This is a genomic window from Erwinia rhapontici (assembly GCF_020683125.1).
GTDB lineage: Bacteria > Pseudomonadota > Gammaproteobacteria > Enterobacterales > Enterobacteriaceae > Erwinia > Erwinia rhapontici.
In genome coordinates this window covers 4758333-4770788 of the sequence record NZ_CP085627.1, presented here as the reverse complement: position 1 = coordinate 4770788, position 12456 = coordinate 4758333, and the positions used below count along the sequence as shown (strand labels likewise).

Genomic DNA, 12456 nt, shown 5'->3' with positions numbered 1-12456 from the left:
GGGAGAGTCCTTTCTGGAAATGAGCCTGATGGAACATCGTAAACACAACTGGACGACGCGGGAAAAAGCCTTTGCGGCATTTGCTACAGGCCCGTTGCTGGATTTCTGGAAATTGCGTGAAGAGGATGAGTTTTTCGGTGTTGAAAACGTCCCGATCCGCTACGTCCGTTTCATCTCACCGCAACACGATAAGGTGATACTGCTGTGCCCGGGGCGCATTGAAAGCTATGTGAAATACCCGGAGCTGGCCTATGACCTGTTCCATAGCGGTTATGATGTCATCATTATCGATCATCGCGGGCAGGGACGATCCGGGCGGTTATTGCAGGATTCTCACCGTGGCCATGTGGTTGAATTCGAAGATTATGTCGACGACCTCGAAACCCTGTATTTGAAAGAGATTGTCACACGTCACTATCGCCGCCGTTATGCACTGGCCCATTCGATGGGCGGGGCGATACTGGCGCTGATGCTGGCTCGCCAGCCTGCGGCGTTTGATGCAGTGGCGCTGGCATCGCCGATGTTTGGCATCTTCCTGCCGATGCCGTTATGGATGGCCAACTCTATCCTTAACTGGGCGGAAAAATATCCGACGGTACGCGAGGGTTATGCTCTGGGGACCGGAAAATGGCATGCGCGCCCGTTCGCCATTAACGAACTGACGCACAGCCGTGAACGCTATCGCCGTAACCTGCGTTTTTATGCCGACGATCCGGGCCTGCGTGTGGGTGGCCCCACTTATCACTGGGTGAGAGAAGGGGTACGCGCCGGGCACAGTATTTTAAGCCAGGCGGCGAAGATATCGACGCCGCTGCTGCTGCTCCAGGCCGCTGACGATAAAGTGGTGGATAACCGCGCTCAGGATCTGTTTTGCCAGACGATGGTGGCCGCCGGCCAGCCCTGCGAAGGGAGTAAGCCGATGATTATCGACGGTGCCCGCCACGAGATCCTGTTTGAGAAAGACAGCATGCGCAGCGAAGCGCTGGAGGCCATCCTGGCCTTTTTTTCCCGCCACTGCTGAGTGGACAGAATGACTTTGCCGGTGGGTACTGACAGCCCGCCAGAAATATTAATCAGAGGTGTTATGTACCGTATTGTTGCTTCAGATCTGGATGGCACGCTGCTGTCACCGGACCACACGCTTTCCCCTTATGCCCGCGAAACGTTACAGTTGCTGACACGTAAAGGCATCCATTTTGTCTTTGCAACGGGCCGCCATTACATCGACGTGGCGCAGATGCGTGACAGCCTGGGCATCGATGCTTACATGATCACCTCAAATGGGGCGCGGGTGCATAACACCGCCGGTGAGCTGGTTTTCAGTCACAACCTGGATGAAGATATCGCGCTTGAACTGTTCGCCATGCAGCACGCCAACCCTGATATCTACACCAACGTGTATCGGGATGAAGAGTGGTTCCTGAACCGCCACCGTCCTGAAGAGATGGATTTCTTCCGCGAGTCTGACTTCAACTATCAGATCTATGAGCCGGGCCAGCTGTCGACCGACGGCATCAGCAAGGTGTTCTTCACCTGCGCCATCCCGGAACTGCTGGTCCCACTGGAGTTGGCGCTGATTGCGCGCTGGGGTGATCGGGTTAACGTCAGCTTCTCGCTGCCAACCTGCCTGGAAGTGATGGCGGGCGGTGTGTCGAAAGGGCACGCGCTGGATGCGGTATCAAAATCACTGGGCTTCTCGTTACAGGAGTGCATTGCCTTTGGTGACGGTATGAATGATAAAGAGATGCTGAGTATGGCGGGCAAAGGCTGCATCATGAGCAACTCTCATCAGCGCCTGAAAGATATCTTACCGGAGCTGGAAGTGATCGGGTCGAATGCCGATCAGGCCGTGCCGAACTTCCTGCGTCAGCTGTATCACGTGTAAGTCTGCAGGGCCGATCAACTGTTCGATCGGCCCTTTAGTCATCCGATAGTTATCGACCTAAGAAACGAACGGCTTTATCCGGGAAATCAGTAAACAGACCATCAACCTCCGCTTTGTTGTACAGCAGGTCGTACAGCTGATCGACGTTGCTGACATAAGGCGGTAGCTGATCGGCGCGTACCGTGTACGGATGCACCACCAGATGATTCTGGTGTGCCTCTTTCACTATATCGTTCAGCGGCACATTGCCGGTTTTTGCGCCTGGCGCCACCAGCATATGGTAATCCGGGCCGATACCGTCGGCGTATTGGGCGATGGTTTTCATCGCACCCGGCGCAAACATCCAATCGTAATCGTAGTTCACCCACTTACCGTCGCGCTGCTCCTGAGTTTCATCCCATTTGGTATAGGCGATCAGCTGCACCAGCTTCAGATTCATTCCCCGCTGAGGTTCCAGCTCGGTCTTGATGCGCTTCACTTCGTTATAGTCAAAGCACTGCACATAAACCTTATCGGTCTTACTGCTGTAACCATACTGCTTAAGGACATCCAGCACTTTGGCTGAAATATCCTTGCCTTCTTTGCGGTGGAACCACGGGGCTTTAATTTCGGTATAAATCCCGATGTCTTTGCCGGTGGAGTGGTTCAGGCCCTGAATAAACTCCAGTTCTTCCTCAAAGGTATGAACACGGAAATCAGATTTCCCCATCGGGAAGCGGTCTGGGAAGGTCTGCACCTTTTTGCCGTTTTCAAGCGTAAAGCCTTCGGTAAACGCCAGGCTCTTGATCTCGGCAAGGGTAAAGTCGATGGCGTAATAACGTCCGTCAGCCCGTGCGCGATGGGGGAAACGCGTGGCAACATCCGTCACCCGATCCAGATAATGGTCATGCAGCACCACCAGATGATCGTCTTTGGTCATCACCAGATCCTGCTCAAGGTAATCCGCTCCCTGAGCATAGGCCATCGCTTTTGCCGGCAGGCTGTGCTCCGGCAGATAACCGCTGGCCCCACGATGCGCAATCACGACAGGCGAAGAACTCGCGGCTGTCGCCGCGAGAGAGGTGGTGAGAAGTAAGGTAGCGATAACGTTTTTCAACATAATGTTCCCTTCAATCAGAGTGAGTTCAGGCCCTGTTTGTGTTTCTTCTCGCTGAACATCGTCATCGTCAGCAGGATCACCGCCAGCACACAGCCGCCGATCATAATGATAAAGCCGCCATCCCAGCCGAAGTAATCAACGGTATAGCCGACGATAGCACTGGCGGCAACGGACCCACCGAGGTAGCCAAACAGACCGGTAAAGCCTGCTGCGGTACCCGCCGCTTTCTTCGGTGCCAGCTCCAGGGCATGCAGACCAATCAGCATCACCGGGCCATAAATCAGGAAGCCAATAATCATCATACAGGCCATATCCACACCAGGATTACCGGCCGGGTTCATCCAGTACACAACGGTGGCAATGGTCACCAACACCATAAAGAACACGCCTGTTGCACCACGGTTACCTTTAAAGACTTTATCCGACATCCAGCCGCACAGCAGCGTACCCGGGATACCGGCGTACTCGTAGAAGAAGTAAGCCCACGATGATTTATCCAGCGTGAAGTGTTTCACTTCTTTCAGGTAGGTCGGTGACCAGTCGAGGATGCCGTAACGCAGCAGGTAAACAAACACGTTAGCCAGCGCGATATACCACAGCAGTTTGTTCGGCAGGATGTACTGCATAAAGATCTGCTTAGCCGTTAGCTCATCTTCATGTTTCTCATCATAGTTCGGTGGATAGTCGTTTTTGTACTCCTCAATCGGCGGCAGGCCGCAAGACTGCGGGGTATCACGCATCAGCGCAAAAGCAATGATGGCGATAACAATGGCACCAAAAGCAGGCATATACAGCGCCGCTTTCCAGTCGTTAAACCAGGCCATACCGAGCAGGAACAGCAGTGGAGGGATACCACCACCGACGTTATGCGCACAGTTCCAGACGGAAACAATGCCGCCGCGCTCTTTCTGTGACCACCAGTGCACCATTGTACGACCGCACGGCGGCCAGCCCATCCCCTGGAACCATCCACACAGGAACAGCAGTACAAACATCACCATGATGCTGGACGTTGCCCAGGGGACAAAGCCCATAAACAACATGACTGCCGCGGCAAGTATCAGGCCAGCAGGTAAGAAGACGCGCGGGTTGGAGCGGTCAGAGACCGACCCCATAATGAATTTTGAGAAACCGTAGGCGATAGAGATGCCGGAGAGCGCAAAGCCGAGGTCACCACGTGAGAAACCCTGTTCAACCAGGTAGGGCATCGCGAGGGCAAAGTTCTTACGCACCAGGTAGTAGGCAGCATAACCGAAGAATATCCCCAGAAAGATCTGCCAGCGTAGCTTGCGGTATAACGGGTCAACGCGGCTGTCATCAACGCGGGGCTGATGTGCAGCAGGTTTGAAAAAACGTAACATTTTGGCCTCCCATGGCTCGAAAGACTGACATCCGGCTTCGAATGCGCAGAGTAGAGGAACAGGATCCTGTTAAAACAGGAATAAATGTTCCATTTCGCGCATAGCGTAGTCGTAATCAGAACAACTGACTGTGAAGAATGGCGCAAATGTTACAGTTTTATGACGAGATGGCTATATCTACATCACAAATCGGTGTTTTATTTTCATAATGAAACTATAAAGTGTGAGGATAGTCACATATGCAAACCCAGATAAAGGCTGTGGGTTTCGTTTGGTGAGTGATTTTGTTCTAAAAGGAAGGTTTTAATCTGGCAGAAGAACAAAGATTAACGCCAGCAGATGGCGTTAATCAGTCAGTCAATCGCTTAGGCTTTCTTCACCGGACGGATTTTCATCGTCAGGCCTTTGAGGAAGTTACGCAGAATTTGATCGCCGCATTCGCGGTAATTTTTATGCCCAGGTTTACGGAAGATCGCCCCAATTTCTGACTGTCCTACCGCAAAATCGGCACTTTTCAGTAGTTCCAGAATGTCGGTGGTTTTCAGGTCGAAGGCAACACGCAGCTTCTTCATCAGGATGTTATTGGTCATCTTGCGTTCGATAGAAGGCGCAGGTGCGTCTTCACTTTTGCCACGGCGTTCAAAAATCAAACCATTCAGAAAGTAACCCATGATGACATCAGGGCAGGGGCGATAGCCGGCTTCATCCTCTTTTTTCAGGAAGCTGTGCACTTCGGCTTCTGTTACTTCGCTCTCTGCCAGCGCCAGAATGCTCACAACTTTAGCATCGCTTAAATTCAGCATGTAACGCACGCTGCGCAGGACATCGTTATTGGTCATAGGGACTCTCTGTAGTGAAACAATTGCAGTGAGTGCAGTATAACTCGTCGTCCCTCAGGGTGCATCTGCGTTAGCGGCGTGCGCTGCCCTGAGTCACGAGCGCGGGTCAGCGTGTAACGCCAGTAGTCGACTGGCTGCCGTGCATGCTAAGGATGGCTGATGGAAGGATGTGGCACGCCAGGACGGGATGCATCACGAACCCGAGGCAGATGATCGCAGGCGTGCTGGCGGGCGGAACGAATAAAGGCTTCGATCACAGGCTGACGCTGTTCACCGTCGCGCACTGCCGCATACAGGCGGCTCCAAAGGCCCTCTCCCAGCGTTTTCGTTACCACCAGTCCCTGATGCTCAAAACTCTCCACTACCCAGTGTGGCAGCGCAGCAATCCCCATCTGTGCAGACACCATCTGAATCAGCAGTAGCGTGTTGTCTACGCTTTTCAACGTTGGGCTGACATCGGCCGGCTGTAAGAAATGACGCCAGATATCCAGGCGTTGGCGCTGAACCGGATAAATCATCAGCACCTCACTGGCCAGGTCTTCCGGTGAAATATGCGCCTTTTGCGCCAGGGGATGATCCGGTGCCAGCACCAGGCGGACTTCGAAATCAAACATAGGTGAATAAAACAGCCCACTGCGCGGCAGAATATCGGAGGTCAGTACCACATCCAGCTCTCCCTGTTGCAGGGCGGGCTGCGGGTCAAATGTCATCCCCGATTTGAAATCCATCACCACCTGCGGCCAGCTCTTGCGGAAATTGTTCAGCGCCGGGGTCAGCCACTGAATACAACTGTGGCATTCAATAGCGATGCGCAATGTGGTCTGGTGCGGTTCATGGCAGGCCTGCAATGCCTGCTGGATTTGCGGCAGCACCTGTTCCGCCAGTTGCAGCAAAATTTCTCCCTGTGGCGTGAAACGCAGCGGCTGGCTTTTACGTACAAACAGCCGGAACCCCAGACGTTGCTCCAGGTCGCTGAACTGATGAGATAACGCTGACTGCGTTTGATGAAGCTGGGCCGCCGCCGCCGCCAGTGAACCTGTCGTTCGCAACGCTTGCAGCGTCCGCAGGTGTTTAAGTTCGATCATGAGAGTCCTTCACATCGACAGTGAATATTTTGCGCTTGTGGTTGATACAGTACCTGCACAATATAGCGGTGTAAACATCTGGACGTCTAAATGATTCGCTGATGAGTTTACTTGTCATTTTACATCCCGGGCAGTGCTCAGAATCCTCACGTACTTCAGTACGCTCCGGTTCTTGCGCGCTGGCTGTGTGCACACTGACATCAGCCAATTTTGATGGTCCCGGTAAAGAACAATTTAACGAGGCACAACTGATGACTATTCTGAACCACATTCTCGGATTTCCCCGCGTTGGTCTGCGTCGCGAACTGAAAAAAGCGCAGGAAAGCTACTGGGCGGGCACCACCAGCCAGGACGATCTGCTGACGACTGGCCGTGAACTTCGTGCACGCCACTGGCAACAGCAGAAAGACGCAGGTGTGAATCTGCTGCCGGTCGGTGACTTCGCCTGGTACGATCACGTGCTGACCACCAGCCTGATGCTGGGTAACGTACCCGCGCGCCACCAGAATAAAGAGGGCTCAGTTGACCTCGATACGTTGTTCCGTCTTGGTCGTGGCCGCGCTCCGACCGGTGAACCCGCCGCCGCCGCAGAAATGACCAAATGGTTTAACACCAACTATCACTACATGGTGCCTGAATTTGTTCAGGGTCAGCAGTTCAAACTGACCTGGACCCAACTGCTGGATGAAGTCGACGAAGCGCTGGCGCTGGGCCACAAAATTAAACCTGTCTTACTGGGCCCGGTAACTTATCTTTGGCTGGGCAAAGTGAAAGGGGATCAGTTTGATCGCCTGAGCCTGTTGAAAGACATCCTGCCGGTTTACCAGCAGGTGCTGGCCGAACTGGCTAAACGCGATATCGAATGGGTGCAGATTGACGAGCCCGCGCTGGCGCTGGAACTGCCTGCCGAGTGGTTAGCTGCTTTCAAACCCGCCTATGCTGCATTGCAGGGGCACAGCAAGCTGCTGCTGACCACCTATTTCGACAGTATCGGCCAGAACATTGACACCATTACGGCACTGCCGGTTCAGGGGCTGCATGTGGACCTGGTCCACGGTAACGATGATATCTCTGCGCTCAACAGCAAAGTACCAGCAAGCTGGTTGCTGTCAGTCGGGGTGATTAATGGTCGTAACGTCTGGCGTGCGGATCTGAGTCGCTGGTTTGAGCGGCTGCAACCGCTGAGCGCTGCCCGTAAACAGCTGTGGATCGGTTCTTCCTGCTCACTGCTGCACAGCCCGATCGACCTGAGCGTGGAAACCCGTCTGGATGATGAAGTAAAAAGTTGGTTCGCCTTTGCGCTGCAAAAGTGTGCTGAACTGTCACTGCTGAGCAATGCGCTGAACAACAACGACTCGGCATCACTGGAGGCCTGGAGCGCGCCCGTTCACGCCCGTAAAAACTCCACCCGTGTTCACAATGCGGCCGTTGGTGAGCGTCTGGCCGGGATTACTGCCAAAGACAGCCAGCGTAACAGCAGCTACCTGGTGCGTGCTGAAGCGCAACGTGAGCGTTTCCAACTGCCTGCCTGGCCTACCACCACTATCGGTTCCTTCCCGCAAACCACCGAGATTCGCGGCCTGCGCCTTGATTTCAAGCAGGGGCGTCTGGACGGCAGTCACTATCGTACCGGCATCGCTGAACATATTAAGCAGGCCATTGCTGAGCAAGAGCGTTTAGGTCTGGATGTGCTGGTGCACGGCGAAGCGGAACGTAATGACATGGTGGAATATTTCGGTGAAAACCTGGATGGCTTTATCTTTACGCAGAATGGCTGGGTACAGAGCTACGGTTCGCGCTGTGTGAAACCGCCGGTGATTATCGGTGACGTCAGCCGCCCGCAAGCCATTACCGTTGAGTGGGCGAAGTATGCGCAGTCTCTGACCGACAAGCCGGTCAAAGGCATGCTGACCGGCCCGGTGACTATCCTGTGCTGGTCATTCCCGCGTGAAGATGTGTCTCGCGAAACCATCGCAAAACAGATTGCCCTGGCACTGCGTGACGAAGTGGAAGATCTGGAAAAAGCCGGTATCGGTATCATCCAGATTGACGAACCTGCACTGCGCGAAGGTTTACCGCTGCATCGCTCCGACTGGGCTGCCTATCTGAAGTGGGCTGTGGATGCCTTCCGTTTAAACGCCGCCGTGGCGCAGGATGACACTCAGATTCACACCCACATGTGTTACTGCGAGTTCAACGACATCATGGATTCGATCGCTGCACTGGATGCCGATGTGATCACCATCGAAACCTCACGTTCGGATATGGAACTGCTGGAGTCGTTTGAAGAGTTTGACTACCCGAATGAAATCGGTCCCGGCGTTTACGATATTCACTCGCCAAACGTTCCGAGCGTGGAGTGGATGGAAGCGCTGTTGCTGAAAGCGGCACAGCGTATCCCGACAGAACGTCTGTGGGTTAACCCGGATTGTGGTCTGAAAACGCGTGGCTGGACAGAAACCCGTCAGGCGCTGGCAAACATGGTGAAAGCGGCCCAGAACCTGCGCAGCACGCAAAAAGCCTGATGACGATGTTGTTGCTGATCATAAATGGGCGCCAAGAGGCGCCCCTTTTTTATGCTTTTGGCGCCACGCCATGCTGTTTAAACCATGCCAGCATCCGTTGCCAGCCATCCTGAGCAGACTCCGCGTGATAGCTGGGACGATAATCCGCATTAAAGGCGTGCCCGGCATCGGGGTAAACGATAATCTCAGCGTCAGCATTCGCCGCACGCAGCGCCTGGCGCATGGTCTCCACGCTCTCCAGCGGGATGCCGTCATCTTTGCCGCCGTAAAGGCCCAGGACCGGCGAATTCAGATCCACGGCAATATCTACCGGATGCTTCTGCTGCTTCATGGTTTTTTCACCCACCAGCTTGCCATACCAGGCGACCGCGGCTTTTAGCTGCGGATTGTGCGCGGCATACAGCCAGGTGATACGTCCGCCCCAGCAAAAACCGGTGGCAGCCATGTTGCGCATATCCCCGCCATGACGGGACGCCCAGTTTGCCACGTGGTCGAGATCGGCCAGTACCTGGCTGTCCGGGACCTTGCTGACGAGGTCATTGAACAGGGTGGAGATGTCGGTGTAATCCGCAGGATCACCCTGGCGGAAATAGAGTTCTGGCGCCACCGCCAGATAGCCTTCACTGGCCAGACGACGACAAATATCCCGGATATGTTCATGTACGCCAAAGATCTCCTGGACCACCAGCACTACCGGCAACAGCCCTTCGGCATGGCGCGGTTTCGCATGGAAAGCCGGCATGTTCTCACCCTGAGTAGGAATGGACGTCTCACCTGAAATAATATCGGTACTGTCAGTGATAATCGTGGTGGCTGCGGCAGGACCTGTTGCGGGTGCAAACCCTTTATTGCTCGATTCTTGCGTCGTGTTATCGTCGGTTTTCATTATCCTCTCCGTGCATGCACAAGTACGATCGGCATTCAGGGTTTAACTATAGCCCGTAATGCGATGGGATCAGGTTTCACTACGGGCTATCTCTATCACCAGATAGCCCTGAACCACAGGCCCGGATGTGTGAAAGTGCCATGATCGGATTTAATAATGTGACATCCATCACTTTTTACAATGTAATCAATGCAATTTTCATTTGTATTATCGATGTTAATCACATAAATGTTCGCCGGATTTCCTTACAGTAGCATCCCGTTAACTATCCCTCTTCCCGTGAAAGGAGTTTGAAATGGCACAGTCTGACGTTTTCCATCTTGGCTTAACGAAAGCCGATCTTCAGGGCGCCACACTGGCCATCGTGCCGGGCGACCCGGAGCGCGTGAAGAAAATTGCCGCCCTGATGGACAATCCGGTTCATCTGGCATCGCATCGTGAATTCACCACCTGGCGTGCCGAGTTATCCGGTAAACCCGTGATTGTCTGCTCAACAGGTATTGGTGGCCCGTCCACCTCGATTGCCGTGGAAGAACTGGCTCAGCTTGGAGTACGTACTTTCCTGCGCGTGGGAACCACCGGCGCGATCCAGCCTGATATCAACGTCGGTGACGTGCTGGTGACCACGGGGTCTGTGCGTCTTGATGGCGCCAGCCTGCACTTTGCTCCGCTGGAGTTCCCGGCTGTGGCGGACTTTACCTGCACCACGGCGCTGGTCGACGCGGCTAAAGCGGCTGGTGCGACCACCCATATTGGCATTACCGCCTCGTCAGACACCTTCTATCCGGGCCAGGAGCGTTATGACACCTTCTCCGGACGGGTGGTCAGCCGCTTCCAGAACTCGATGAAAGAGTGGCAGCAGATGGGCGTACTGAACTACGAAATGGAATCTGCCACGCTGCTCACCATGTGTGCCAGCCAGGGGCTGCGTGCCGGGATGGTGGCAGGGGTTATCGTCAACCGCACCCAGCAGGAAATCCCGGATGCAGAAACCATGAAACGCACCGAGAGCGATGCGGTGAAGATTGTGGTTGAGGCTGCCCGCCGTCTGATCTAATCGTTTTTCTTCTGGCCGTGCTCACGCACGGCCTGCAATGCCTTTTCCCGCCGTGAAAAAATTCAGATCCTCCTCGATATTCCCTCCCTAAGCTGCCCGTTCACTGCTTTTTATCTGGACATTCATACAGTGCACCTCTATTTTTCCCCTGTCAGGGTTTCAGCAGGAGAAGCAGGGTGGATGCAACAATCGTATATGGTGCCGGTATTGGTCTGGTTGGGTTGCTGGCGGGCTGGTTAATCGCCGGGATCCGCAGCCAGCAGCAGCTGGCCAACGGCGAAACTGAGCGGCGTTTGCTTCAGCAGTCGGTGGAACTGGCGGAATCTGAACGCCAGCGTCAGCAGCAGCAGCTGGATGCCCAGCTCCTGACGCAAAAACAGAATGAGCAGGAATTGCGTCAGCTGCACGGTTCACTGGCAGCGGCCGGAGAGAAGCTGCACCAGCTTGATCACTGGCGTGGTGAAACTGAGCAGCTCAATCGTGAGCTGCGCAATCAGCTGGAGATCAATGCCTCGCAGGAGGCTGAACTGCGCGAAGTTACCATCCGCCTGGAAGAGACGCGCATGGCGGCGGAAGAGAAGCAGCGGCTGCTGGTGAACAGTGAGCAGCGCCTTAACGCGCAGTTTGAAAATCTGGCGAACCGCATCTTTGAAAACAGTGGCCGCCGGGTGGATGAACAAAATCGTCAGAGCCTGCATGGCCTGATTACGCCGCTGCGGGAACAGCTTGAGGGCTTTCGCCGCCAGGTTCAGGAAGGATTTGGCCAGGAGGCGCGTGAACGGCACACCCTCGCGCATGAAATACGGAACCTGCAACAGCTGAATGCGCAGATGGCCCAGGAAGCGATCAACCTGACCAAGGCGCTCAAGGGAGATAACAAAACGCAGGGTAACTGGGGAGAAGTGATCCTCAGCCGGGTGCTGGAAGCTTCCGGTTTGCGTGAAGGCCATGAATACGAAACGCAGGTTAACATCCAGCTTGAGCAAAATGGGCGAATGCAGCCTGACGTGATCGTACGCCTGCCGCAGGGCAAGGATGTGGTGATTGACGCCAAAATGACGCTGGTGGCCTATGAGCGCTATTTTAACGGTGATGATGACGCAGCGCGTGAACTGGCAATCACTGAGCATATCGCTGCGATCCGTGGGCACTTACGCCTGCTAAGCCGAAAAGATTACCAACAATTACCGGGTTTACGCTCGCTGGATTATGTGTTGATGTTTATCCCGGTGGAACCCGCTTTCCTGCTGGCCATCGACAGACAGCCAGAGCTGATCAACGAGGCGTTGAACCAGAACATCATGCTGGTCAGCCCGACCACCTTGCTGGTGGCGCTGCGCACCATCAATAATCTGTGGCGCTATGAGCACCAGAGTCGTCACGCCCAGCGTATTGCCGATCGTGCCGCCCGGCTCTATGACAAAATGCGTCTTTTTGTCGATGATATGAGTGCCATCGGCCAGAACCTTGATAAGGCTCAGGATAGCTATCGACAGGCAATGAAAAAATTGTCCGAAGGTCGGGGCAATCTGATTGCTCAGACAGAAGGGTTCCGCCAGATGGGGGTTGAAGTGAAGCGTCCGATTAACCCAAGGCTGGTGGAACAGGCATTACCAGAAGCTGATGACGATGTGGATGACGATGATGATATGCCGCCTGTAGAAAAGGCGGAATATTCGCCGGATGCAGTATCACGCCGTATCAATGAATAAGCGTGCG

The 12456-nt window shown here is 54.4% G+C and carries 10 protein-coding genes; 5 read left to right on the top strand and 5 right to left on the bottom strand.

The genetic code is table 11. The features are described from left to right. The first annotated feature begins 28 nt into the window (after positions 1-28). Together pldB and yigL are read left to right on the top strand one after the other, a co-directional pair. The gene (gene pldB, locus LJN55_RS21955; protein ID WP_227535284.1) at positions 29-1021 is read left to right on the top strand and encodes a lysophospholipase L2; all 993 of its coding nucleotides are present in this window, start codon (positions 29-31) and stop codon (positions 1019-1021) included. A gap of 63 nt (positions 1022-1084) precedes the next feature. Then, complete coding sequence (gene yigL / locus LJN55_RS21950; protein WP_133846834.1) at positions 1085-1885, top strand: sugar/pyridoxal phosphate phosphatase YigL; 801 nt, start codon at positions 1085-1087, stop codon at positions 1883-1885. 49 nt (positions 1886-1934) lie between these two features. On the opposite strand, the gene glpQ is transcribed toward yigL, so the two are convergent. The 4 genes from glpQ to metR all read right to left on the bottom strand — a co-directional run bounded on the left by glpQ (position 1935) and on the right by metR (position 6269). After that, positions 1935-2984, bottom strand: a complete 1050-nt coding sequence (gene glpQ / locus LJN55_RS21945) for a glycerophosphodiester phosphodiesterase (RefSeq protein ID WP_227535283.1) — start codon at positions 2982-2984, stop codon at positions 1935-1937. 14 nt (positions 2985-2998) lie between these two features. Then, positions 2999-4345 carry a glycerol-3-phosphate transporter gene (gene glpT, locus LJN55_RS21940; RefSeq protein WP_133846832.1) on the bottom strand — a complete coding sequence of 449 codons (1347 nt, stop codon included), beginning with the start codon at positions 4343-4345 and terminating at the stop codon, positions 2999-3001. A gap of 365 nt (positions 4346-4710) precedes the next feature. Beyond that, entirely contained in the window at positions 4711-5184 is a 474-nt protein-coding gene (locus LJN55_RS21935; protein ID WP_133846831.1) for a YehS family protein, read from the bottom strand. A gap of 146 nt (positions 5185-5330) precedes the next feature. Next, a complete protein-coding gene (gene metR / locus LJN55_RS21930) occupies positions 5331-6269 on the bottom strand; it encodes an HTH-type transcriptional regulator MetR (RefSeq protein ID WP_227535281.1) in 939 nt (312 codons plus the stop codon). A 251-nt stretch (positions 6270-6520) separates the two neighbouring features. Between metR and metE the strand changes: the two genes are divergently transcribed. Continuing rightward, a complete protein-coding gene (gene metE, locus LJN55_RS21925; protein WP_227535280.1) occupies positions 6521-8794 on the top strand; it encodes a 5-methyltetrahydropteroyltriglutamate--homocysteine S-methyltransferase in 2274 nt (757 codons plus the stop codon). 49 nt (positions 8795-8843) lie between these two features. Here the strand turns inward: metE and LJN55_RS21920 are convergent, their stop codons facing one another. Continuing rightward, positions 8844-9680: a dienelactone hydrolase family protein gene (locus tag LJN55_RS21920; protein ID WP_133846828.1), complete on the bottom strand. Its 837-nt coding sequence runs from the start codon at positions 9678-9680 to the stop codon at positions 8844-8846. A 295-nt stretch (positions 9681-9975) separates the two neighbouring features. Here LJN55_RS21920 and udp point away from each other — a divergent pair, with 295 nt between their 5' ends. Together udp and rmuC are read left to right on the top strand one after the other, a co-directional pair. Then, positions 9976-10737 (top strand): uridine phosphorylase, encoded by a 762-nt coding sequence (gene udp / locus LJN55_RS21915; protein ID WP_133846827.1) that lies wholly within the window; start codon positions 9976-9978, stop codon positions 10735-10737. Between the two features lie 176 nt (positions 10738-10913). Next, the gene (rmuC, locus tag LJN55_RS21910) at positions 10914-12449 is read left to right on the top strand and encodes a DNA recombination protein RmuC (RefSeq protein ID WP_133846826.1); all 1536 of its coding nucleotides are present in this window, start codon (positions 10914-10916) and stop codon (positions 12447-12449) included. Positions 12450-12456: the final 7 nt, after the last annotated feature.